The sequence below is a fragment of the Bradyrhizobium archetypum genome (assembly GCF_013114835.1).
In the GTDB taxonomy this organism is placed as follows: Bacteria; Pseudomonadota; Alphaproteobacteria; order Rhizobiales; family Xanthobacteraceae; genus Bradyrhizobium; species Bradyrhizobium archetypum.
This window is the reverse complement of record NZ_JAAVLW010000005.1, coordinates 245,340-269,153: the sequence shown is the minus strand read 5'-3', so window position 1 is coordinate 269,153 and position 23,814 is coordinate 245,340. Positions and strand designations below refer to the sequence as shown.

Here is a 23,814-nt window from a genome sequence, read left to right as displayed (position 1 = left end):
TCATGCTGGATAAGCATCCGCTTGAAGGCGGAAGGACCTGACCAACGAAGGGCTACTGCCGGCATGAAGATCAACGCGGCGTCGAACGATGCCTTCCGGATCGAACAGATGCAGTCGATGAGGTTCAACGGCGAGGCACGGGAGGTCCTCAGCGATGTCCTCACCGCTGAAGTCGGGCATCAGAGGAAGAGGCACCATGGCTGGTGCCTCTTCCTAGGCTTTCACTATTCCGGAATATGGGGCTCGACAAGTGACGCGAGCTGGACGAGCGATTGTTGCCAGCCGAGATAGCAGGCTTCGACCGGAATCACGGTCGGCAGGTTTGTCTGCTCGATGTTGATTTCGGTTCCGACCGAAACCGCTTTCAGCGTCACAGTGACCTCGATAACGCCAGGCAAATTGGGATCGTCGAATCGATCAGTGTAGCGGATACGCTCGTTGGGCACGATCTCGAGATATTCTCCGCCGAACGAATGGCCCGTGTTCGTGGTGAAATTCGTGAACGACATCCTGAATGTGCCGCCAACCTTTGCTTCCAAATGGTGGACCTTGCAGGTGAAGCCGTAGGGCGGCAGCCACTTGGCCATGGCTTCCGCATCGAGGAAGGCGCGAAAGACCTTCTCCGGCTTGGTGGCGAGGACACGATGCAAACGAACGGTGTTGCCTTGGGTCATGACGTTATTTTCTCCATTACTGAGCGGAGCATATCGCAGGATTTGGTCGGATTTGGCTCAGTCTATGTCACGAGGACGTCCGGCCCGTGTGAGGGCCGACACCGCGCAGAAAAAATTTCTGCCGGCGCAGCGTGAAGCACGCCAGTTCCGACGCGATGTCAGCCCGCGCTCAGCCTCACGCCCGCGCGCAAAAACTTCTGCGGGTCGACAGCATCGCCGTCGATCCGGGTTTCATAGTGCAGATGCGGGCCGGTGGAGCGGCCGGTCGAACCGACTGCGCCGATCACCTGGCCTATTTTGACGAAGTCGCCGACCCTGACGTGAATTTCCGAGAGATGGCCATAGCGGGTCGACAGGCCGTTGCCGTGATCGATCTCCACCATGCGGCCGTAGCCGCCCGTCCATCCCGACGACACCACCTTGCCGTTGGCGGTGGCGCGGACGGGATCGCCGGTGGCGGCGCGGAAATCGAGACCGGTGTGCATCGCGGGACGGCCGAGGAAGGGATCGCTGCGAACGCCGAAGCCTGAAGTGAATTCGACTTCGCCGACGACAGGCTTGCGGTAAGGCACCAGCGCCAGTGTCGCGTTGAGGCGCTGCATCTGGGTGCGGGTGACGTTGATCCGGTAGAGCTGGCGCTCGAATGCGCCGGCATCGGCCGGAAGCTTCACCGGCACGAACGGGCCGCCGATCGCCGAGCGCGGCGTCGCCGCCTCGAGCTGCGCCATGTCGAGGCCGAGATCGGTGAACACGCCGCGCATCCGGCGCAGGCGCGATTCCATGCCGTCCTCGACCGCGCTCAGCGCCGCCATCTGGCGCCGCTCGACGGAATCCAGGGAGGTCTGCAGGCGAACCAGCACGTTGTCGACGCCTTGAACCTTGGCGAACTGATTGGGCTGCGGCTTGACGACGACGGGCGTGCGCGATTCCAGCCGCGCCTCGCGATCTGGCGGCGCCACGAAGATCACGGTATCGCTGATCGGGGAGGGTTTTGGGGTGCTGGAGGCAGGTGCCTCTACGGCTGCGCCGCGCGCCGGGGGACGAATCGAACCGGTGGCCGCAGCATCCGGGATCGAGCCGAGGGCGGTGGCGCGCGATTCAAGCGCGGTCTGGCGCCGCATGATCTGGTCGAGCTTCTGGTCGAACTGTTCCTGATCGAGCAGCTGGCGGCTGGTGGTGCGATCGACCTTGGCCCGCAGCTCCGCGATGCGGTCTTCATAGGCGTATTGCATCTCCGCCTGACGGGCGATCAGCCGGGTCAGGACGTCGTCGCGAAACGCGAAATAGGTTGCGGTCGCCGCCGACCACAAGCCGAGCAGGACGATCGTGCCAACCACGATCCAAAATACGACAGGCCCGAAACGGACCTGCTTGCCGGCATGGACGATGGCATAGCCGTTGCCGTCGACCGCTGCGGCGGCTCTGGCTGCGTGGGGTGCCGGGCGCCGCGGCGGCGTCCGGCCGTAATCCTGTGGATGGTGGTGATCGGAATAATGACCGGAACGGTACGACATCGGCACTCCCGCGCCGGTCGGAGATCAGTTCCGTAACGGCTCAATTTACGAGGCCGATTTGACCCTCTCATAGTTAATTTTTGGGAAATGGAACCGGCCAAATCAGATGGCGCGGACGGCGGCCAGCACCTCGTCGGCATGGCCGTCGACCCGCACATTGCGCCAGACCCTCGCGATCCGCCCATCGGTGCCAATCAGAACCGTCGTTCGAATAATTCCCATGAAGTTCCTGCCGTACATCGATTTTTCGCCCCAGGCGCCATAGGCCTCCAGCATCTCATGTTGCTCATCCGAGATCAGAGGAACGGAAAGCTCGTGTTTGTCGCGGAACGAGTCCTGGGCTTTTACGGTGTCGGCCGAGACGCCGAGCACCACGGCTCCTGCGTCGGCAAATGCGCTACTCAGTCGCGTGAAATCGATCGCCTCCCGGGTGCAGCCGGGGGTGTCCGCCCTGGGATAGAAGAACAGCACGACCTTCTTGCCCGCATAGTCGGCCAGCGAGACGCTGCCGCCGCCATCGCGCGGGAGGCTGAACGGGGGTGCGATGGCGCCTTCGGCCAGCCCGGTTCCGGCGGCCGATTTCGGCGGCGCCGATAGATTGGATTTTATTAACCCTTTCGATGTCGGCTTGTGCGACGCTTGGGTGGACGCGGTTTTGGCCGCTTGGACGGGTTTCTTCGCCCGTGTCTTGGCCGGTTTGCGGACGGCCTTCTTGGCCGCGGGTTTGGCTGCTTTGGCGGCGGGCTTTTTGGCTGATGCCGTTGCGCGGCGGCCGGTAGTTTTACGGGCGGTCTTGGCCGCGGATGGTTTTGCGGCGGGCGACTTGCGGTTCTTTGGAGATGGCTTGGAGGATTTCATGCGCGTTTTCTTGGACATACGCCTTCCTTTCGTCGCTTTCCGCAGTTCAACCATTAGGGTATTGCGGGTCTCGCCTTTGACCGTCGGATTCGCTCCGGCTGCTGGGTAAGTTTGATGACCCCGGAGTATGGTTACAAGGAATTCGACGCTACCCCCGTCCGCTCGTCGATGGGACCGCCCAATCAATCCTTGGGCCCGACCACGAGTAACAGTATTAATCGAGGATTGGCAGCGATGCCGACACAGGAGCGCTCGATACGAGTCGAAGAGCGCGCCCTTGGCGGCGATCAACCTCAGCGCCGGCACCGAGAGGCAATGGCTAAGAATACTTCGCCGAAGGGGTCGAATCCGCGTGCCGAGGCCCAGCAATGGGATGACGCGGCGGGCTGGGAGCAGGACGAGGCCGCCGGACATCGCGCGCGGCGGCTGTTGTCGCGTTCCAATTCCGGATTCCATCGCCTAGCGGACAGATGGGCGGCGCTGCAGCTTTGGCTGACTGGCGAACGCTGGGTCAAGCGCCTGGCAGTCGTCGTCGCGGTGCTGGCGGTGATTTTCGCCGGCTGCTTCGGCGGGCTGTGGTGGCGGCTCGGCGCCGGTCCCATCAATCTCGACGTCGCGACGCCCTGGCTGGCGGCCGCAATCGAGGAAAATATCGGCCACGGCAATACGGTTGCGGTCGGCGGCACCCAGATCGAGCGCGCTGGGCGGATACGAATCGCGGTGCGCATTCGTGACATCGTGGTCCGCGACCGCGACCAAGTCGTCGTCGCCACCGCGCCGAAGGCCGAAGTGAAATTGTCAGGCACGGCGCTGCTGATGGGGCGGCTGCGCGCCGAAAGCCTCAACCTCGTCGATGCCGAACTCGCCGTCCGAATCACGCCGGACGGACAGGTGACGGTATCCGCCGGCGACACCGCCAAGCCGCTGGCAACGGGTGTCGCTTCCAAGCGCGATGCCGGCCTCGCGCCGACATTCCCCCGCCAGGCGCCGGCGCCAGCACAAGGCGCGGCGACGACCACACCCGACACGGCGCAGAACGGCTTGCTGGCCGGCCTCGACTGGCTCGACAGCCTCAGCCTGACCGGGCTCGACGGGCAGAATCTGAACGAGATCGGCCTCAAGAACGGCAATCTCGTTGTTGACGACCAGCAGCGCGGCAACAAATGGACGTTCGACAATATCAGCCTCAGCATGCGCCGGCCGAGCGGCGGCGGTATTGCGGTGAGCCTCGGCGAAGAAGGGGCGCGTCCATGGTCGCTGAAGGTCGCGGTCGGCCCGCCGCAGAACGGTGTGCGTTCGGTCGATCTTCGCGCCGACAAGGTGCCGGCCGCCAACATCCTCTTGGCGATGCGAGTCAAGGATCTCACCTACAGCGCAGAGCTGCCGCTATCCGGCGAGCTGAAAGGTGAACTCGGTCGCGACGGCGTGCCGACTTACTTCCGCGGCAAGGTCACGGCAGGCGCGGGGCATCTCATCGACAGCGACACGCCCGACTATCCGATGCCGATCGATTCGGCGGAGATGAGTGTCGAATGGGATGCCGGACGGCGCGTACTGGTTGCACCCTTCAAGGTAGTTTCCGGCGCGAACCGCATCACGCTGCTCGGCCACCTCGAGCCGCCGAACGGCGCCACCACCGAATGGCAGGCCGGCCTTAGCGGTGGCACGATCCTCCTGGCCGGCACCGACAACGAACCGCCGCTGATCTTCAACCGGATCGCGATCGGGATGAAGTTCGACACCGATCGGAAGCGCGTGCTGCTCACCCAGGCCGACATCAGTAACGGCGAGATCGGCGTTGCCGGCACCGGCAGCATCGATTATTCGGGCGAGGCGCGCCTGCAGCTCGGTTTCGCCGGTACGCCGATGTCGGCATCCGCCTTGAAACGGATGTGGCCAATCCTGATCGTGCCCGAAGTGCGCGAATGGGTGATCGAGCGGATCGAGCGCGGCACGCTCCAGCGCATCGAGGTCGGCGTCAATTCGCCGGTGCGCAATCTGTCGCGCAAAGGGCCGCCGATTCCGGACGACGGTCTCGCCGTCAACATCGTTGCCTCCGGCGTTACTGCGCGTCCGGTCGACGACATGCCCGCGGTGCGCGATGCAGATTTGAAGGCGCGGGTGACCGGGCGAACGGCGACGGTGACGATCGGACAGGGCACTGCCGACACGCCCGCCGGCCGCAAGATCAACATTTCCGATTTCATCTTCGAGGTGCCGGACATGGCGCCGAAGCCTTCGCCATCGCGGGTGAAGTTCCGGGTGGATTGTCCGGTGCCGGCCGCGGCCGAGATTCTGGCTTCCGACCGCATCAGCGATCTCTCCGGTACGCTGGTCGATCCGAACGCCAGCAAGGGAACGGTTGCCGCGACCATCACGCTCGGCATGCCGGTCAAGGGCTCGATGACCAAGGCCGACACCACCTACACCGTGATTGGCGACCTCAGCGGATTTGCCGCGGACAAGCTGGTGATGAACCAGAAGCTGGAGGCCAACGCGCTGAAGGTGCTCGCCAACAATGCGGGCTACCAGGTCAAGGGCGACGTCAAGATCAACGGACAGGCGGCTTCGCTGGATTATCGCAAGCCGAGCGAGGGCGACGCCGATATCCGCCTGCAGGCGACGCTGGATGATGCCAGCCGCGCACGTCTCGGCATCGATCTCGGACCTGCCGTGAGCGGCTCGATCCCGATCAAGGTGATCGGCAAGATCGGCGAGAACGACAGCCGCGTCGGCATCGAGGCCGATCTGACCTCGCTGCGGCTCGACAACATCCTGCCGGGCTGGGTCAAGGTGCCCGGCAAGGCAGGCAAGGCGACGTTCAACGTCGTGAAGAAGGAACAGTCGACCCAGTTCCAGGACATCGTGGTCGAAGGCGGCGGCGTGTCGATCAAAGGATCGCTCGAGGTCGACCAGAACGGCGACCTGCTGACGGCGAACTTCCCGACCTATGCGCCGTCGGACGGTGACAAGACCACGTTGAAAGCCGAACGGGGCGCCGATGGCGTCGTCAAGGTCACGATGCGCGGCGACGTGTTCGACGGCCGCGGCTTCCTCAAATCGGCGATCTCGGGCAAGGATGACCCCAAGAGCAAGTCGCGAAATATCGACCTCGATATCGACGTCAAGCTCGGCGCGGTCGCAGGCTTTGGCGGCGAGGCGTTGCGAAGCGTCGACAGCAAGTTCTCCCGCCGCAACGGCATCGTCAAGAACTTCACGCTGTCCGGCAAGGTCGGGCGCGACGCGACGCCCGTGACGGCGGACCTGCGCGGCCGAGGAGCGGGGCAGGGCCGCGACATCATCATCCTGCAGACCAATGATGCGGGCGCCTTCTTCCGCTTCACTGACATGTACTCAAAAGTAATTGGCGGACAATTGTCGCTCGCGTTGGAGCCGCCGACGGTCGAACCCAGCGCAAAGGAAGGTCTGATCAACGTTCGCGACTTCTCCATCAAGGGCGAGGCTTCGCTCGACCGTGTGGCTGCGGGCAATTCCACCGGCACCCAGAGCGGCGTCTCCTTCTCGGCGCTGCGAGCCGAGTTCACCCGGCAGAACGGACAGTTATCGATCCGCGATGGCGTCGTGAAAGGGCCGATGATTGGCGCGACTATCGAAGGCAGCATCGATACCGCCGCCAATCAGGTTCGGATGAGCGGCACCTTCGTTCCGATGTACGGACTGAACAACATGTTCGGCCAGATTCCCGTGCTCGGCCTGTTTCTTGGCGGTGGCAGCAATGAAGGCCTGATCGGCGTGACCTATGAGGTGGTCGGCACGCCGAGCCAGCCCGTGCTGCGCGTCAATCCGATTTCGGCCGTGATGCCTGGCGTGCTGCGCAAGATCTTCGAGTTCAATACCGGCAAGCAGAACAACAACAACCCGATCGAACTGCCGCCGAACAATTAGACAGGCACTGCGGCAGGCGGACGCTTGCGGCAGAAATCACCGCTCTGTGCATTGGCACCTAGCCAGATGTCATCGCCGACACCGCCCGCGCGACCGAAGCCAAAGTGGCACTTTGCTGCTCGGCAGAAATGGTGGCGCCGGTCAGATAAGTCGCGATTACGATCGGCGCCTTGCCGGGTGGCCAGACCACAGCGACGTCATTGGCGGTGCCTCGGGCGCCCGAGCCGGTCTTGTCGCCGACGCGCCAGTCTTTCGCAAAACCTGCCCGCAACCGCGCATCGCCGGTCTTGTTGGAAACCAACCATGCCGTTAGTTGCTCGCGCGATGACGTCGACAGCGCCGTCGTTCCAAGTACAAGGGCCTGCAGGTTGGACGCCATCGCATTCGGTGTCGTGGTGTCGCGGGGATCGTCGGGCAAAGCCTCGTTGAGCGAGGGCTCATTCCGGTCTAACCGCGTGACTTGGTCGCCGAGACTTCGTGCGAAAGCCGTCAGCCCCGGAGGACCGCCGATGTTGGCGAGCAGCAGATTTCCGGCCGTGTTGTCGCTTCGCGTTACTGCCGCTTCGCAGATTTCAGCAAGCGTCATGCCGTCGCCGACGTGCTTTTCGGTTACGGGTGAGTACACGACGAGTGCGGATGCGTCGAAGATTATGCGCCGCGTCAATTGTTCCTTGCCGGCGTCCACCCGCGCCAGGATTGCGGCGGCTGCCAGCGCCTTGAAGGTGCTGCACATCGGAAACCGCTCGTCGCCCCGATGGACATGACGAGTATCCGTTGCTGTGTCCAGGACGCAGACACCGAGCCGGCCGCCGCTCTCGCTCTCCAGGCGCTTGATCTCGTCGATCAGTCGTTGATTTGCGGTCGCTGCGCGTATCGCTTGCCGGCCGCTCAAAGCAGTCGCTATCAGTGCCGTGCCGCATCCAAGATGAAACTGTCTTCTCGTGATCATTACGAATCCCTTCTTGCTGTCGGCGCAGAAAGTGCAGCGGGGCCGTTGTCTTGACAAACGATCAGTTCTGCGGGCAGGCATAAGAAAAACTAGGGACAAGCAATGCGGCGCCGGACGAAGCTTTCGCACCTTCCGCTCAATGCGCTACGGGCCTTTGAAGCGACCGCGCGCCACCTCAGTTTCACCCGTGCCGGCCTGGAACTTCGGGTTACGCAGGCGGCCGTCAGCCAGCACGTGAAAGTGCTGGAGGACCGGCTTGGCGTACAGTTGTTTCGCCGGCTGCCCCGCGGCGTTGCGCTCACCGATGAAGGACAGTTGTTGCTGCCGAGCATTGTCGAGGCCTTCGGCCGCCTCACTGAAACGCTCAATCGTTTTGAAGACGGCCACTACCAGGAAGTCATCACGGTCGGCGTGGTCGGTACCTTTGCTTCGGGATGGCTGTTGCCGCGGCTCGACGCATTCAGGAAGGTCCATCCGCGGATCGATTTGCGCCTGTTCACTAACAACAATCGTATCGACATCGCGGGGGAGGGGCTCGATTATGCAATCAGGTTCGGCGATGGCCTTTGGCACGGCACCGAGGCGACCCATTTGATGGGAGCGCCATTTAGCGCGTTCTGCGCGCCTGCGCTAGCTCGCAGGCTGCGCCGGCCGGCCGATCTCAAGCGTGAGGTGCTGCTGCGTTCCTACCGGCAGGAAGAATGGCCGCGATGGTTTGCTGCCGCGGGACTGCAGAGCCCGGTCCTCAAGGGAATGGTATTCGATTCATCCATCACGATCGCCAGTGTCGCGGCGCGTGGTTTCGGCGTTGCGTTGTTGCCGGCGGCGTTGTTTCAGGACGAGATCGGTCAGCGGCGGCTGGTGCGTCCGTTTCAGGTCGAAGTCGCACTCGGCGATTATTGGATTACGTCGCTGCACTCGCGGCGACCGACACCAGCGATGCTCGCATTCAAGAACTGGCTGCTCGAAACGATCGCAGCAACAAAGAAGAGCCCCGGCAAGCAGGCCGGGACTTAGCTACCGCCGTAGCGCCGGCACGACCAAAAACGGAATCATCCCCAGCACCACCGCCACCAGCGCGAAGGCGATTACCGGGTTATAGCTGTGGGTCAAGTCGTGGATCAGGCCGCCGGCCCAGGCGCCGAGTCCCGAACCAAGGCCGCTGCCGATCGAAATCGTGCCGTAGATGGTGCCGACCCGTTCACCGCGAAATATCCTCATCGCAGTCGCCGTGATCAGCGGCCCGCGCGAGCCGATCATGCTGCCGAAGGTCACGACAAAGGCGCCAAGCAGCCAGAAATTCGGATAGAATTGCAACAGCCAGAGCAGGATGATGCCTAGAATCGAGATGGCATAGCTGAGCAAAACCGATGGCCTTCGTCCGATCATGGCGTCGAGCTGGGTCACGCCCAGCATGCCGAACAGCAGCACGACGCCGGAAAAGCCCCAGGCGGTCGCCGCCTGCAGCGGCTCGAAACCGGCATCGATCAGATAGGCGACGATCTGCGCCGAGATCGCGTACATGCCGACCGCAGTGAAGAAGAAGGTTGAAAACAGTGCCCAGAACGCGTGGTGACGCATGGCGCTGGCGAGCGTCCAGCCGCCGTCGACGAAATCGGGATCAGCCTTCCTGGTGATGTGCGGCGAGCCCGTCGAGAACAGCCGCCATGGCAGCAGCAACAACGGCAGCAGCAGCCCAAGTGCGGCGATGCCGAAGATCTGGTAGGCGCCGCGCCAACCGACGTGATCGATCAGAAGCTGCGACGCCGGCAGCAGCACCAGAACGCCTGCGCCGGTCGCGGAATAGACGATCGCCATAGCCGTCGGAAGGCGAGGGCCGAACCAGCGGCCGAGCAGGATCGAATTGGGCACGTTGCCGATGAAGGCGATGCCGACCCCGACGGAGACACCGATGCTCAACTGCAATTGCCACAAAGCCTGCGCGCGGGAGGCGACCAGGAACGCGCCGCCGAGCAGGAGCAAACCAAGCGAATAGACGGTGCGCGGGCCATAGCGGTCGAACAGCCGGCCGACCACGGGGGCCATCAGCCCACCCGCCAGCCAGGTCAGCGAATAGACCGAGACCACCGCTGCGCGGTCCCAGCCGAAATTCTCCGAGATCGGTTTGAGGAAAACCGTAAAGCTCTCGCCGAGGCCGCGGCCGAGCAGCGCCAGCGTAAAGCACAGTGCCAGCACGTTGAGCGCCACGCGCCCCGGCTTCAGCGGCTTGGCTGACGCGTCTCCCTCTGGCGTCTTTTCTTCCATAAGACACAAGGAGCGCGTTTCCGCTGTTACCCGCAACCGTCAAAAGCGAATGTGCCTATGCAAGGCTGATCAGGCCGGCCTGACCAGGACGTGCTTTTTCTTTCCCATGGAAAGTTTGATGACACCTTCCGGCGTGAGGTTGGATGGCGTCAGCACCATCTTCTCGTCGGTTACCGCCGCATCGTTGACGCGCAGGCCGCCGCCCTTGATCTGGCGCCGCGCCTCGCCGTTCGAGGTGACGAGACCCGCCTTCACGAACAGCCCCACCACGCCGGCGCCCGCCTCGAGCTCACCGCGCGGTACTTCCACGGTGGGCAGGCTCTCCGCGATCGCGCCTTGCTCAAATGTCTGTCGCGCGGTTTCGGCGGCCGTGTTGGCGGCGTCGCGGCCGTGCAGCAGCGCGGTCGCTTCCGTCGCCAGCACCTTCTTGGCCTCGTTGATCTCGCCGCCCTTGAGCGCCGCTAGCTTCTCGATCTCGTGCATCGGCAGGATCGTGAACAGCTTTAGAAACTTCACGACGTCGGCGTCCTCGACGTTGCGCCAGTATTGCCAGAAGTCGTACGGCGAGAACTGGTCGGCGTTGAGCCACACCGCGCCCTGCGCGGTCTTGCCCATCTTGGCGCCCGACGCCGTGGTCAGAAGCGGCGTGGTCAGCGCGAACAATTGCGGCGTGCCCATGCGGCGGCCGAGATCGACGCCGTTGACGATGTTGCCCCATTGATCGGAGCCGCCCATCTGCAGCCGGCAGCCGGTGCGGCGCGCCAGCTCGACGAAGTCGTAGGCCTGGCAGACCATGTAGTTGAATTCGATGAAGCTCATCTCCTGCTCGCGCTCGAGCCGGAGCCTGACCGAATCCATCGTCAGCATGCGGTTGACGGAAAAGTGCCGGCCGATATCGCGCAGCATTTCGATCCAGTTCAACTTCGTCAGCCATTCGGCATTGTCGAGCATGATCGCATCGCTCGGGCCGTCGCCGTACCGCAGCACCTTCGCGAACACGCCGCGGATCGAGGCCTTGTTGGCTTCGATCTCCTCGATCGAGCGGATGGCGCGCGTTTCATCCTTGCCGGAGGGATCGCCGACCATGGTGGTGCCGCCGCCCATCAGGGTAATCGGCTTATTGCCGCTCTGCTGCAGCCAGTGCAGCATCATCATGGTGAGGTAGTTGCCGATATGGAGCGACGGCGCGGTGCAGTCGTAGCCGACATAGGCGATCGCCTGGCCTTTCGCCGCCAGCGCGTCGAGGCCCTCAAAATCGGAGCATTGGTGGATGAAGCCGCGCTCCTGTAAAATGTTCAGGAAATCTGATTTAAATTTTGTCATGGGCGGGCTGCTTTGATCATTCTATTTTCACTGTAATTGTAACTGTTTGCGGGAACCATGGCGGACGGGCTGCCGCAAGGCCGGGCGCTGTGGCATTATAAGATGTGCGTGTTTGGCACAAGCTGGTCGTCGTCGGCGGGACGGATCGAGCAGGGCGTTGCAAAGGCACAATCTACCATGATGTTGACGGCATTAGGTTTGATGAGCGGCACCTCGCTCGACGGGGTCGATGTCGCTTTGATCGAAACCGATGGCCGTCGGGTGAATGCGCTCGGCCCGTCCGGATACCGGCCTTATACCGACAAGGAGCGCAGCCTGTTGCGGCAGGCGCTGTACGAGGCCGCCGACCTGCCGGATCGCACGGCGCGGCCCGGATGCCTGCGCGAGGCCGAGCGGGTGGTCACGTCGGCGCATGCCGAGGCGGTAGCCGCGTTTACCGCGCAGAACCGGATGCGTTTCGACGACATCGACATTGTCGGCTTTCACGGCCAGACCGTGCTGCACCGGCCCGACAAAAAACTGACGGTCCAGATCGGCGATGCACAGATGCTCGCCAGGACGATCCATATTCCCGTCATGTACGATTTCCGCGCCGCCGACGTCGAAGCGGGCGGCCAAGGCGCGCCCTTTGTGCCGGTCTATCACCGCGCGCTTGCCCAGTCGCTGGATTGGGAAGGGCCTACCGTCGTGCTCAATATCGGCGGGGTCGCCAACATCACCTATATCGATGGCGACACGCTGATCGCCTGCGACACGGGGCCGGGCAACGCACTGATCGACGACCACATGTTCCGGTGGCTGAACCAGCGCTTCGACCATGAAGGCCGCACCGCGGCGCTCGGCAAGGTCGACGCAGCCTGGATCAACCGCGCCCTGCAGATGCCGTTCTTCTCGATGCCGCCGCCGAAATCGCTCGATCGCAACGATTTTGCGGGGCTGAAGCTCGGCGATGTGCCGCCGGAGGACGGCGCGGCGACGCTGACCGCCTTTACCGCCGCGGCGATTGCCCGGGTGACGCCATTGCTGCCGAAGGAACCCAAGAACTGGATCGTGGCCGGCGGCGGCGCCCGCAATCTGACTATGCTGCGGATGCTGCGGGAGTGCCTGGCGCCCGCCACCGTGCGGGCGGCGGACACGCTCGGCTGGGCATCCGACGCTATCGAAGCGCAGGCCTTCGGGTTTCTGGCGGCGCGGGGCCTGAAGGGCCTGCCGCTCAGCTACCCCGCAACCACCGGAGTACCACTGCCGATGACCGGCGGCATCATCGCCCGGCCCTGAGGCGGTCAAGATCTGTTGATGCAATTGCATCGACCTTGACGACTACATGCAAATGCATCTAATTTAGATGCAGATGCATGGAGCGAGGCCAGCCGGCCATCGCATTGGGAGGTCGTCATGGCGCAAAAGCTCACTTTGATCAGCCACAAGCTTTGCCCCTATGTGCAGCGCGCGGTGATCGCGCTCACCGAGAAGGGGGTTCCGTTCGAGCGGATCGATATCGATCTCGGCAACAAACCCGACTGGTTTTTGAAGATATCGCCACTCGGCAAAGTACCGGTGCTTGTCGTAGCCAGCGGCGACGGCGAGGTGGCGCTATTCGAAAGCAACGTCATCTGCGAATATATTGAGGACACCCAGGGCGGCGCCAAACTGCATCCGCAGGATCCGCTCAAGCGCGCGCAGCACCGCGCCTGGATGGAGTTCGGGTCCACCATTCTGAGCGAACTGTGGGGCCTTGAGACCACCGGCGATCCCGCGATCTTCGAAAGCAAGCGGAAGGCCGTGGCCGCGAAATTCGCACAGGTCGAAAAAACGCTCGCGGCGGGCCCGTTTTTCGCCGGCAAGGATTTCAGCCTGGTAGATGCGGTGTTCGCGCCGATCTTCCGCTACTTCGATGTGTTCGATCAGTTGACCGATCTCTCGGTCTTTGCCGACACGCCGAAGGTTCGCGCCTGGCGAGACGCGCTGGCGCAGCGGCCGAGCGTGCGCACGGCGGTGGGGCCCGACTACCCGCAATTGCTGCACGCGTTCCTGGTGCGCCATAACGCGCACATGCTGAAGCTGGCGGCGTAGGACAACGACGATGTCTCCGCATATTGCCTGGGCCGCGCTCGTCACCGCCGGCCTGCTCGATGTCGGCTGGGCGATCGCGATGAAATATGCCGACGGCTATACGCGCCTCGGCTGGAGCATCGCCTCGCTCACCTTGCTGGCGGCGTTCGTCTTCCTGCTCGGGCGGGCGCTGCAGGTGCTGGAGATCGGCGTCGCCTACACGGTCTGGACCGGCATCGGTGCGGTCGGCACGCTGACCATGGGTGTGCTGCTGTTCGGCGAGACGCTGAGCCCGCTAAAAATCGCGGGCATTGCGCTGGTGCTGGCCGGCATCGCGGCGCTGAAGTTTGCTCCAGCATGAAATCACAGCCCGGATGGAGCGCAACGCAATCCGGGCTACATTTCTCAAACGACGTCAACGCACGTTAGCGAGCCGCATGTCGAGATAGCCGGTCACCGTCTCCATCAGCGGTTCGAGCTTGCCATCGAAGAAGTGGTTAGCGCCGGGGATGATCTGCTGGTCGATCACGATGCCCTTTTGCGTCTTCAACTTTTCGACCAGCGTGTTGACGTCCTTCGGCGGCACCACGGCATCCTTTTCGCCATGCACGATCAGGCCTGACGACGGGCAGGGCGCGAGAAAGGAGAAGTCATAGAGGTTGGCCGGCGGCGCGATCGAGATGAAACCTTCGACCTCGGGCCGGCGCATCAGGAGTTGCATGCCGATCCAGGCGCCGAACGAAAAGCCCGCGACCCAGCAGGCGCGCGCTTCGGGGTTGATAGTCTGGGCCCAATCGAGCGCGGAAGCCGCATCCGACAATTCGCCGGTGCCGTGATCAAACGAACCCTGGCTACGGCCGACGCCGCGGAAATTGAATCGTAAAACCGAGAAGCCGCGATGCGCAAACGCGTAGTAGCACTGGTAGACGATCTGGTGATTCATCGTGCCGTGAAACTGCGGATGCGGATGCAGGATCATCGCGATCGGCGCGTTCTTCTGCTTGGCCGGATGATAACGGCCTTCGAGGCGGCCCGCGGGGCCGGTGAAAATGACTTCAGGCATTGTGATTCCTGGGCAACGGATGTGATCCGGCGGAGAGAATGTCATCTGGCGTCGCTGGGCGATGCGCGAACGACGCTCCTGTGAACTGGTGCGGCCTTCTAGCATGAGGCGAGGGGCAAAAAGCAAGCATCTTGAACATCTCGGAGGCTGTTCAAGGTGTTAGCCTGCGATTGTAGAAGACGGCGCGATCCCCAATTGCCATAAAGCGTTTGGCGCTAGCTCGAGGCCGAGGTCGCGGGAAGTCTTTACTGATAAAGGTAATATTGTACGGAAATGCCTGACAGGATCTATCTCGACTGGAATGCGACGACGCCGCTTCGCCCCGAGGCGAGGCAGGCTATGGCGGCAGCCTGGGACATGGCCGGCAATCCGTCCTCGGTGCATGCCGAGGGCCGCCAGGCGCGCCGGCTGGTTGAGGATGCGCGTGCCGCGATCGCATCTGCCGTTGGGGCCCGTCCGCAGGACGTGGTGTTCACGTCAGGCGGGACGGAGGCAAACGCGCTGGCGCTCACACCCGGTGTGCGCAGGGGAGCGGGGCAGCCGGTCCGGCGACTTCTGGTCTCGGTCATCGAGCACACGTCGGTGCTGTCTGGCGGGCGGTTCTCGCCAGATGCGGTCGGTACAATCGAAGTTACCGGATCGGGCGTGGTCGACGTCGACCACCTGCGGGCGCGACTAGCCGATGGGCCGCCTGCACTGGTGTCGGTGATGCTGGCCAATAATGAGACTGGCGCCGTTCAGCCTGTCTCCGAAGTCGCTGACATCGTGCATCAAGCAGGCGGGCTGCTGCACGTCGACGCGATCCAGGCACTCGGGAAAATACCATTTGATATCAAATCGATGGGCGCCGATTTGATCACGCTTTCTGCACACAAGGTCGGTGGGTCCAAAGGCGTCGGGGCGCTTGTCTTGGCCGAGGAGGTGCAGGGGTTGGAGCCGCTGCTGCGAGGTGGCGGGCAGGAGCTCGGCCGCCGGGCCGGCACCGAGAATGTCGCTGGTATCGCCGCCTTCGGTGCGGCTACCACGGCTGCAATGGCCGGGCTGACGGCCGATGCTTCGCGGCTGCGGCTGCTGCGTGAGCGCCTTGAGAAGGGGTTGATGCAAACCCCTGGTATGATTGTATTTTCAACTGACGCGCCGCGGTTGCCAAATACCACATTGTTCTCGGTTCCCGGCCTCAAAGCCGAAACCGCCGTGATTGGCTTCGATTTGGCTGGAATCGCCGTCTCCTCGGGTTCCGCCTGCTCCTCCGGCAAGGTTCAACCCTCGCACGTCCTGGCCGCTATGGGTGTCGGTCGTGACTTGGCGCAGGGAGCGGTGCGGCTCAGTCTTGGCTGGTCTACCGCCGAGACAGACATAGATTTGGGCCTTGAGGCTTGGCGAAAGCTCGCCGATGCCTTACTTAGAGGGCGACGAAACACGGCTTGAAACGTTCTAAGTGGGTTTCGCCGGAAACACTTCGTCACTGATTTTGCGATTGTTCCACCGCGGTCCTTGAAACCGCGAGCGGAGGATGGAATGCCAGCCGTACAAGAGACGGTCGAGCGGGTGCGCCGCATCGACGTCGACCAATACCGATATGGTTTTGAGACACTGATTGAATCCGACAAGGCCCCGAAGGGTCTGTCGGAGGATACCGTCCGCTTCATCTCCGCCAAGAAGAACGAACCGGCCTGGATGCTCGAATGGCGTCTGGAGGCCTATCGTCGCTGGCTGACCATGACCGAGCCGACCTGGGCGCGCGTCAACTACCCGAAGATCGACTACCAGGACATTCACTATTACGCAGCGCCGAAGCCGAAGAAGACGCTGTCGTCGATCGACGAAATCGATCCCGAAATCCTCAAAACCTACGAGAAGCTCGGCATTCCCCTGCGCGAAGTCGCCATTCTCGAAGGCGTCGAGCCGCCACCCGGTAGCGAGCCGTCGGCCAACCGCAAGATCGCGGTCGACGCGGTGTTCGACTCGGTTTCGGTCGCGACCACGTTCCAGAAAGAGCTGAAGGCCGCCGGCGTGATCTTCATGCCGATCTCAGAAGCGATCCGCGAGCACCCTGAATTGGTGAAGCAGTACCTCGGCTCGGTCGTGCCGACCTCGGACAATTACTTCGCGACGCTGAACTCGGCGGTGTTTTCGGACGGCTCGTTCGTCTATGTGCCGCCGGGCGTGCGCTGCCCGATGGAGCTGTCGACCTATTTCCGCATCAATGAGCGCAATACCGGCCAGTTCGAGCGCACGCTGATCATCGCCGACAAGGGTTCCTACGTCAGCTATCTCGAAGGCTGCACCGCACCGCAGCGCGACGAGAATCAGTTGCATGCCGCGGTCGTTGAACTCGTCGCCCTCGATGACGCCGAGATCAAGTACTCAACGGTGCAGAACTGGTATCCCGGCAATTCGGAAGGCCTGGGTGGCATCTACAATTTCGTCACCAAGCGTGGCGACTGCCGCGGCAACCATTCGAAGATCTCCTGGACGCAGGTCGAAACCGGTTCGGCGATCACCTGGAAATATCCGAGCTGCATCCTGCGCGGCGACAATTCGCGCGGCGAGTTCTATTCGATCGCGATCTCGAACGGTCACCAGCAGGTCGATTCTGGCACCAAGATGCTCCATCTCGGCAAGAACACGTCGAGCCGGATCATCTCCAAGGGCATCGCGGCGGGCAAATCGCAAAACACCTACCGCGGCCTCGTCACGGCGCATCGCAAGGCCACCGGCGCGCGCAACTATACGGCCTGCGACTCGCTTCTGATCGGCGACAAATGCGGCGCGCACACCGTTCCATACGTCGAAGCGAAGAATTCGTCCGCGACCTTCGAGCATGAGGCGACCACCTCAAAGATTTCGGAGGACGTGCTGTTCTATTGCACCCAGCGCGGGCTTTCGCAGGAAGAAGCGGTTGGCCTCGTGGTCAACGGCTTTGTGAAGGACGTGCTGCAGCAACTGCCGATGGAATTCGCAGTTGAGGCGCAGAAGCTGATCTCGATCTCGCTCGAAGGATCGGTTGGATAGCGATCTCATCCTGAGGAGGCCGCCGCAAGCGGCCGTCTCGAAGGGTGAGCGGAAAGATTATGGGCACGTCCTTCGAGACGCGCCTGGCGGCGCTCCTCAGGACGAGGGATTAAAACGGAAAACAACATGTCATTGCTTGAAGTGAAAGATCTGAAGGTCCGCGTCGAGGAGCGCGAGATTCTGCATGGACTGACGCTGACCGTGAACCCCGGCGAAGTGCACGCGATCATGGGGCCGAACGGCTCCGGCAAGTCGACGCTTTCGCACGTTATCGCGGGCAAGCCGGGCTATGAAGTCACCGATGGCCAGATCCTGTTCAGGGGTGAGGACCTCCTGGAGATGGAACCGGACGAGCGTGCCGCCAAGGGCGTGTTCCTGGCGTTCCAGTACCCGGTCGAGATTCCCGGCGTCACCACCTGGAATTTTCTGCACACGGCGTTGAACGCGCAGCGCAAGGCGCGCGGCCAGAGCCAGTTGTCGTCTCCGGAGTTTCTCAAGAAGGTCCGCGAGGTCGCCAAGTCGCTGAATATTCCGCAGGACATGCTCAAGCGCGGCGTCAATGTCGGCTTCTCCGGCGGCGAGAAGAAGCGCAACGAGATCTTGCAGATGGCGCTGTTCGAGCCGGCCGTCTGCATCCTCGATGAAATGGATTCCGGCCTCGATATCGACGCGCTCAGGATCGCGGCCGACGGCGTCAATGCGCTGCGTTCGCCCGATCGCGCCATGGTGGTGATCACACACTACCAGCGGCTGCTCAACTACATCATACCTGATTTCGTGCACGTGATGTCGAGGGGCCGCGTGGTGAAAAGCGGCGGCAAGGATCTGGCGCTGGAGCTCGAGGCTTCCGGCTACGCACAGTTCGAAGACGCGGCCTGACGCAAAGCGGATTTGTGATGAATTTAGTTTTGGCAAAGAACGAGACCGGACGCGCGCTGAGCGACAGCTTTGCGATTGCGCGCGACCGGCTGCCCGGCGTCGGCAAGGTGGCAGAAGCGAGAAGCGCCGCCTTCGAGGCCTATGAGCGCGCAGGCCTGCCGCATCGGCGGATCGAAGACTGGAAGTACACTGATCTGCGCGCGCTGATGCGCGAGGTGCTGCCGCTGGCCCCTGCGCCGGATGCGGCTGCGCTGAAACGAGCCGCGGCTGCCGTGAAGCTGCAGGCGATCAGGGGTGCGCGACCGCTTGTTCTGGTCGATGGCGTCTTCGTGCCAAAGCTTTCCGATGTTGGGGGCCTGGAGAAAGGCCTTACCATCCGCACCTTGCGGGACGTGCTGGAAACCGGCGACGCGGCGTTGCAGGCCGAGCTCTTCACGCCCGATAACGCCAATCCGATGGTGGCGCTCAACAGCGCGATGACGACAGACGGTGTCGTGATCGAAATCGCCGACGGCCTAGTGCTGAAGCAGCCGCTCCAGATCATTCATGTCGCCAGCGGGCCTGCGCCCGCGGCGATGTTCACCCGTTCGCTGCTGCGGCTCGGCAGGGATGCCGGGGTGACGCTGGTTGAAAGTTACATCGCGGCCGATGGCGCCAAGGTCTATCAGGCCCATGATTTCCTGATCATCGCGATTGGCGACAATTCGCGGCTTGACCATGTCCGCCTGGTCGAGGACGGCCGTGAGGCCTTCAACATCTCCTCCGCCGTCGTCACGCTGGGCGCACATGCGCACTTCAACACATTCGGCATGACCTCGGGCGCCGCTGTCAGCCGCTATCAGGGGACGATTGCGTTCGCCGGCGAGCATTCCCGGGTCGAGACCAACGGTGTCAACCTGCTCAACGGCCGCCAGCACGCCGATACCACGCTGTTCATGGACCATGCGGTGCCGCATTGCGCCAGCCGTGAGGTGTTCCGCGCTGTCGCCGATGACCGCGCCCATTCGGTGTTCCAGGGCCGCATCATCGTGCGTCCGGATGCGCAGAAGACCGACGCCAAGATGATGACACGGGCGCTGCTGCTTTCCGACGACGCCGAGGCCGACAACAAGCCGGAGCTCGAAATCTTCGCCGACGACGTCACCTGCGGCCATGGCGCCACCACCGGTGCGCTCGACGAAAGCCTCTTGTTCTACCTGCGCGCCCGCGGTCTCTCCGAGAAGGAGGCGCAGGCGCTCTTGATCCAGGCGTTCGTGGGCGAGGCGATTGAATCCATCGCCAACGACGATCTGCGAGAACTCGCAATTGCAGCCACGCGGCGCTGGCTGGAGGCACGTTCATGAGTCAGCACCCGGCGGTCAAAAATGGTGCCTATGACGTCCATCGCGTGCGGGAGGATTTCCCCGCGCTGGCGATGAAGGTCTATGGCAAGCCGCTGGTCTATCTCGACAACGCCGCCTCCGCGCAGAAGCCGACCGCCGTGCTCGACCGCATGACCGAGGCTTACACAAGCGAATACGCCAACGTGCATCGCGGCCTGCATTACCTCGCCAATGCCGCCACCGAGGCTTACGAGGGCGCCCGTGCCAAGGTGGCGAAATTCATCAATGCAGGACGTAGTGACGAAATCATCTTCACCCGCAATGTCACCGAGGCCATCAACCTGGTGGCGTCGTCCTGGGGCGAGCCCAACATCAGGCGGGGCGACGAGATCGTGCTCTCGATCATGGAGCACCACTCCAACATCGTGCCCTGGCACTTTTTGCGCGAGCGCCATGGCGCCGTGATCAAATGGGCGCCGGTCGACGACGATGGCAATTTCCTGATCGAGGAATTCGAGAAGCTGCTGACACCGCGCACCAAGCTCGTCGCCATCACCCAGATGTCGAACGCGCTTGGCACCTTTGTCCCGGTCAAGGAAGTGGTGATGCTCGCCCATGATCGCGGCATTCCGGTGCTGGTCGACGGGGCGCAAGGCGCTGTGCATTTGCCGATCGACGTGCAGGACCTCGATTGCGACTTCTATGCCTTCACCGGCCACAAGATCTATGGCCCGACCGGGATTGGCGCGCTCTACGCCAAGCATGAGCATCTGGTCGCGATGCGCCCCTATAATGGCGGCGGCGAGATGATCCGCGAGGTGGCAAAGGACTGGGTCACCTATGGCGACCCGCCGCACAAATTCGAAGCCGGGACGCCGCCGATCGTCGAGGCGATCGGGCTGGGCGCTGCGATCGACTACGTCAATTCGATCGGCAAGGAGCGCATTGCCGCCCACGAGCATGATCTTCTGACCTATGCCCAGGAGCGGCTGCGCGAAATCAATTCGCTGCGTCTGATCGGCACCGCGCGTGGCAAGGGGCCGGTGATTTCCTTCGAGATGAAGGGCGCGCACGCCCACGACGTCGCAACCGTGATCGACCGGCAGGGCATCGCGGTGCGCGCGGGCACCCACTGTGTGATGCCGCTTCTAGAGCGGTTCAATGTCACAGCGACCTGCCGCGCCTCGTTCGGCATGTATAATACCCGGGAAGAAGTCGACCATCTGGCACAGGCGCTGATCAAGGCGCGGGATTTGTTCGCATGAGTGATACGGCCGAAATCAAAACAGCCAACATGGAAACCAACTCGGCGCTGCCGCCGGAGGAGACCGAGCGGCTGGGCACCGAAATCGTCGCCGCGTTGAAAACCGTATTCGACCCGGAAATCCCGGCCGACATCTACGAACTCGGCCTGATCTACAAGGTCGACCTCAAGGACGACCGCAGCGTCGACGTGACGATGACGCTGACCACGCCGAACTGTCCGGCGGCCGGCGAGCTGCCGACCATGGTGGAGAACGCGATCGCGAGCGTTCCCGGTGTCGGCGTCGTCAATGTCAATCTGGTGTGGGATCCGGCCTGGACGCCGGATCGGATGTCCGACGAGGCGCGCCTCGTCCTCAACATGTGGTGAAGGGATCCGTTGCCGAAGCTATCCGGCGTCATCGAGACCGCACTGTACGTCGATGACCTCGACTGTGCCCGCGCGTTCTACGAGAAGGTGCTGGGGCTGGAAGTACTGACAGCAGATTCGCGGTTTGTTGCTTTCGATGTCGGCGGCCGGAGCGTGCTGCTGCTGTTTCGCCGCGGCTCGGCGCCGGAGACGATCCATCTCCCTGGCGGCACCATTCCGCCGCATGATGGCAGCGGTCCCATCCACATGGCCTTTGCCGTTCCGGCAGCCGAACTGCCGGCTTGGGAAAAGTCGCTGGGCGCGCACGATGTGGCGATCGAAGGCAGGACGGATTGGCCGCGCGGCGGGAAAAGCATTTATTTCCGTGATCCGGACAACCATCTGCTGGAGCTGGCAACGCCGGGGATCTGGCGGATCTACTAGGAACCGTGCGGAGTTTCGACGGGTTCTGATCGAGTTTAGGACGAGAGACCTTCACAGTGGGAATTTCGTTGTTATTTTAATGCCATGATAGCTCGTCGCTATGAGGCGAGCCGGAGATTGAGCGCAATGGATACCACCGTACAGTCCAAGCCGAAGCCCAGGCCCCGGCCGCAGGTCATGAAACTGACCGAGGCGGCGGCTGCGCGGATCACCGAGCTGACCAAGCGCGCCGATTCCGAGATCGTCGGCTTGCGCGTCGGCATCAAGAACGGCGGCTGCGCCGGGCAATCCTACACGGTGGAATATGCGCACGAGATCCGGCCGACCGATGAGGTAGTCGAGGACAAGGGCGTCAAGATCCTGGTCGATCCTAAGGCGGTTTTGTTCCTGCTCGGCACCGAGATGGACTACAAGGCCGACAAGCTGCAGGCCCAGTTCATCTTCAACAACCCGAACCAGGTCTCGGCCTGCGGCTGCGGCGAATCGGTGCAACTGACGCCGGCGAAGGTTTGATTTCCGGGCCTTCCGGCTCCGGAGCTGCTTCCGGCAGCGTGCGAATTCTCGCCTGAACGTCGCGCAGCAGCGCCACCAGCGCATCGTCTACAGATGTATCTCCCTCCGGCGTGAGCAGCGTAATTCCCCAGCGCGCCAGCAGCGCTTCCTGCACCGGGTTCGGCGAGGGCATGAACACGAACGAGCGCGGGCGGTCCTCCTTGCGGCCTGACTTCTCCCAGATTTCCCAGATTCGGTGCAGCAACAGGCGGATGTTCGGATCCGACATGCTGTAACCGATGAACAAGATGGTGCGCCCGAGCGCGTCGGCGCGAAATTTGATGTCGAGCGGCGAATCGAACGATAGCCGGTCGAAAAAGTCGGTCTCCGTCAGGACGAGCGAAGTATCGTCATCGAAGTCGCCGTGAAACTTGATGATCTGGGTGACTCCCTCCGGGGCGTCGGCGATCTCCTTGGCATTGGTGATCTTGGCATAAGGCTTGTCGTGAACTTCGAATGCGGTTTCGAGATTGCGATCGTAGTTGGTGGTGTAGATGGCCGGGAAGTCGAGCTCAACGATCAGCCGATGCACTTCCGAGCCCGACACGCGGTCACAGGCGACCTTCCAGTTTCGATCCATCCAACTGCGCAGCGGGCCGATGCTGCCCTGCTTCAGGCGGTAGTATTCCGCCAGCATCTGGTAACTCTCATGCGTCTCCTCAATGACGCTGCGATCGAGTTCGAGCTCATCCAGCAGGTGGTCGATCAGCGTCTGCCAGGACGGCAGTCCGACGGACATCGAAACGCCGGCTCCGACGAACAGGATGGCGTGGCGCTCCCTGATCGCTCGGGCCAGAACGTCTCGCGGGGACGACCGGATTTTTCCGCAGCCTTTCGAATATTTCATTGCTTATCAATTGGCTGCGGAATGTTCCGTTCCAATCCTTTCCGCGATATCACTGACGGAACTGATCTTCGGGCGAGCGCCACAGTGATGGATCGCGATTTCCTTATAGACCTGTTCGCCGATTTCGGCCCCGTCACCATCCGGCGGATGTTTTCCGGCTACGGCATTTCCGCCGATGGTACCAACTTTGCGCTCTCGCTGCGCGCCGGCCTCTACTTCCGTGCCGATGAACAGACCATCCCGCAATTCGAGGCAGAAGGCTCGACGCCGTTTCAGTATCAGACGCGCGCCAAGACGGTGACGGTGAACTCGTACTGGCAGTTGCCGGCGCGCCTGTTCGATGATTCCGAGGAGCTGGCCAGTTGGGCGAGGGCGGCATTAGCCGCGGCGCAGCGCGCAGCTCTGCGTAAGCGGTCGAAGGCGCGCAAAACGGCGAAGCCGAAGGCCTCGCGAAAGGCTGCAGGTAAGCCGGCTGCGAAGCGGAAGGCCGGCAAGAAGCAAGCCGCGCGAACGCGCAAGGCGCCGCGCGGGTAAGTGGC

General features: G+C 62.7%; 22 protein-coding genes. 14 read left to right on the top strand and 8 right to left on the bottom strand.

Annotated features, from left to right (window positions below; all coding sequences use genetic code 11):
* Positions 1–224 precede the first annotated feature (224 nt).
* The 3 genes from HCN50_RS17605 to HCN50_RS17595 form a co-directional block, all read right to left on the bottom strand.
* Positions 225–674: an SRPBCC family protein gene (locus tag HCN50_RS17605; protein ID WP_171710929.1), complete on the bottom strand. Its 450-nt coding sequence runs from the start codon at positions 672–674 to the stop codon at positions 225–227.
* A 158-nt stretch (positions 675–832) separates the two neighbouring features.
* Positions 833–2,188, bottom strand: coding sequence for a M23 family metallopeptidase (locus HCN50_RS17600; RefSeq protein ID WP_171710928.1), 1,356 nt, complete (start codon positions 2,186–2,188; stop codon positions 833–835).
* A 102-nt stretch (positions 2,189–2,290) separates the two neighbouring features.
* Complete coding sequence (locus tag HCN50_RS17595; RefSeq protein ID WP_171711426.1) at positions 2,291–3,064, bottom strand: peroxiredoxin; 774 nt, start codon at positions 3,062–3,064, stop codon at positions 2,291–2,293.
* 216 nt (positions 3,065–3,280) lie between these two features.
* Between HCN50_RS17595 and HCN50_RS17590 the strand changes: the two genes are divergently transcribed.
* A complete protein-coding gene (locus HCN50_RS17590; RefSeq protein WP_171710927.1) occupies positions 3,281–6,952 on the top strand; it encodes a YhdP family protein in 3,672 nt (1,223 codons plus the stop codon).
* Positions 6,953–7,010: 58 nt separating this feature from the next.
* Here HCN50_RS17590 and bla read toward each other — a convergent pair whose 3' ends face one another.
* Complete coding sequence (gene bla / locus HCN50_RS17585; protein ID WP_171710926.1) at positions 7,011–7,901, bottom strand: class A beta-lactamase; 891 nt, start codon at positions 7,899–7,901, stop codon at positions 7,011–7,013.
* Between the two features lie 102 nt (positions 7,902–8,003).
* Between bla and HCN50_RS17580 the strand changes: the two genes are divergently transcribed.
* Complete coding sequence (locus tag HCN50_RS17580) at positions 8,004–8,918, top strand: LysR family transcriptional regulator (RefSeq protein WP_171710925.1); 915 nt, start codon at positions 8,004–8,006, stop codon at positions 8,916–8,918.
* On the opposite strand, the gene HCN50_RS17575 is transcribed toward HCN50_RS17580, so the two are convergent.
* Entirely contained in the window at positions 8,919–10,166 is a 1,248-nt protein-coding gene (locus tag HCN50_RS17575; protein WP_171711425.1) for an MFS transporter, read from the bottom strand.
* Between the two features lie 69 nt (positions 10,167–10,235).
* Positions 10,236–11,489: a tyrosine--tRNA ligase gene (gene tyrS / locus HCN50_RS17570; RefSeq protein WP_171710924.1), complete on the bottom strand. Its 1,254-nt coding sequence runs from the start codon at positions 11,487–11,489 to the stop codon at positions 10,236–10,238.
* A gap of 177 nt (positions 11,490–11,666) precedes the next feature.
* On the opposite strand from tyrS, the gene HCN50_RS17565 reads away from it, so the two are divergent.
* The 3 genes from HCN50_RS17565 (at position 11,667) to HCN50_RS17555 (ending at position 13,902) form a co-directional block, all read left to right on the top strand.
* A complete protein-coding gene (locus HCN50_RS17565; RefSeq protein ID WP_171711424.1) occupies positions 11,667–12,767 on the top strand; it encodes an anhydro-N-acetylmuramic acid kinase in 1,101 nt (366 codons plus the stop codon).
* Positions 12,768–12,884: 117 nt separating this feature from the next.
* On the top strand, positions 12,885–13,562 hold the full coding sequence (locus HCN50_RS17560) for a glutathione S-transferase family protein (protein WP_171710923.1): 678 nt from the start codon (positions 12,885–12,887) through the stop codon (positions 13,560–13,562).
* Between the two features lie 10 nt (positions 13,563–13,572).
* Positions 13,573–13,902, top strand: coding sequence for a DMT family transporter (locus HCN50_RS17555; RefSeq protein ID WP_171710922.1), 330 nt, complete (start codon positions 13,573–13,575; stop codon positions 13,900–13,902).
* 54 nt (positions 13,903–13,956) lie between these two features.
* Here HCN50_RS17555 and HCN50_RS17550 read toward each other — a convergent pair whose 3' ends face one another.
* Positions 13,957–14,604 carry an alpha/beta hydrolase gene (locus tag HCN50_RS17550; protein WP_025589847.1) on the bottom strand — a complete coding sequence of 216 codons (648 nt, stop codon included), beginning with the start codon at positions 14,602–14,604 and terminating at the stop codon, positions 13,957–13,959.
* Positions 14,605–14,877: 273 nt separating this feature from the next.
* Between HCN50_RS17550 and HCN50_RS17545 the strand changes: the two genes are divergently transcribed.
* The 8 genes from HCN50_RS17545 (at position 14,878) to HCN50_RS17510 (ending at position 22,389) form a co-directional block, all read left to right on the top strand.
* Positions 14,878–16,032 (top strand): cysteine desulfurase family protein, encoded by a 1,155-nt coding sequence (locus tag HCN50_RS17545; RefSeq protein WP_171710921.1) that lies wholly within the window; start codon positions 14,878–14,880, stop codon positions 16,030–16,032.
* Positions 16,033–16,122: 90 nt separating this feature from the next.
* Positions 16,123–17,619, top strand: a complete 1,497-nt coding sequence (gene sufB / locus HCN50_RS17540) for a Fe-S cluster assembly protein SufB (protein ID WP_171710920.1) — start codon at positions 16,123–16,125, stop codon at positions 17,617–17,619.
* A gap of 126 nt (positions 17,620–17,745) precedes the next feature.
* Positions 17,746–18,498 (top strand): Fe-S cluster assembly ATPase SufC, encoded by a 753-nt coding sequence (sufC, locus tag HCN50_RS17535; protein ID WP_171710919.1) that lies wholly within the window; start codon positions 17,746–17,748, stop codon positions 18,496–18,498.
* A 17-nt stretch (positions 18,499–18,515) separates the two neighbouring features.
* Entirely contained in the window at positions 18,516–19,841 is a 1,326-nt protein-coding gene (sufD, locus tag HCN50_RS17530; RefSeq protein WP_171710918.1) for a Fe-S cluster assembly protein SufD, read from the top strand.
* On the top strand, positions 19,838–21,085 hold the full coding sequence (locus tag HCN50_RS17525; RefSeq protein ID WP_171710917.1) for a cysteine desulfurase: 1,248 nt from the start codon (positions 19,838–19,840) through the stop codon (positions 21,083–21,085). The genes sufD and HCN50_RS17525 overlap by 4 nt, the downstream gene beginning before the upstream one ends.
* Positions 21,082–21,453, top strand: a complete 372-nt coding sequence (locus HCN50_RS17520; protein WP_171710916.1) for an SUF system Fe-S cluster assembly protein — start codon at positions 21,082–21,084, stop codon at positions 21,451–21,453. Before HCN50_RS17525 ends, HCN50_RS17520 begins: the two co-directional genes overlap by 4 nt.
* A 9-nt stretch (positions 21,454–21,462) precedes the next feature.
* On the top strand, positions 21,463–21,876 hold the full coding sequence (locus tag HCN50_RS17515) for a VOC family protein (protein WP_171710915.1): 414 nt from the start codon (positions 21,463–21,465) through the stop codon (positions 21,874–21,876).
* 126 nt (positions 21,877–22,002) lie between these two features.
* Complete coding sequence (locus HCN50_RS17510) at positions 22,003–22,389, top strand: HesB/IscA family protein (RefSeq protein WP_171710914.1); 387 nt, start codon at positions 22,003–22,005, stop codon at positions 22,387–22,389.
* Here HCN50_RS17510 and HCN50_RS17505 read toward each other — a convergent pair.
* The gene (locus HCN50_RS17505) at positions 22,319–23,275 is read right to left on the bottom strand and encodes an SIR2 family NAD-dependent protein deacylase (RefSeq protein ID WP_171710913.1); all 957 of its coding nucleotides are present in this window, start codon (positions 23,273–23,275) and stop codon (positions 22,319–22,321) included. The genes HCN50_RS17510 and HCN50_RS17505 overlap by 71 nt on opposite strands.
* Positions 23,276–23,362: 87 nt before the next feature.
* On the opposite strand from HCN50_RS17505, the gene HCN50_RS17500 reads away from it, so the two are divergent.
* Positions 23,363–23,809: a TfoX/Sxy family protein gene (locus HCN50_RS17500; protein ID WP_171710912.1), complete on the top strand. Its 447-nt coding sequence runs from the start codon at positions 23,363–23,365 to the stop codon at positions 23,807–23,809.
* The last annotated feature ends 5 nt before the right edge of the window (positions 23,810–23,814 follow it).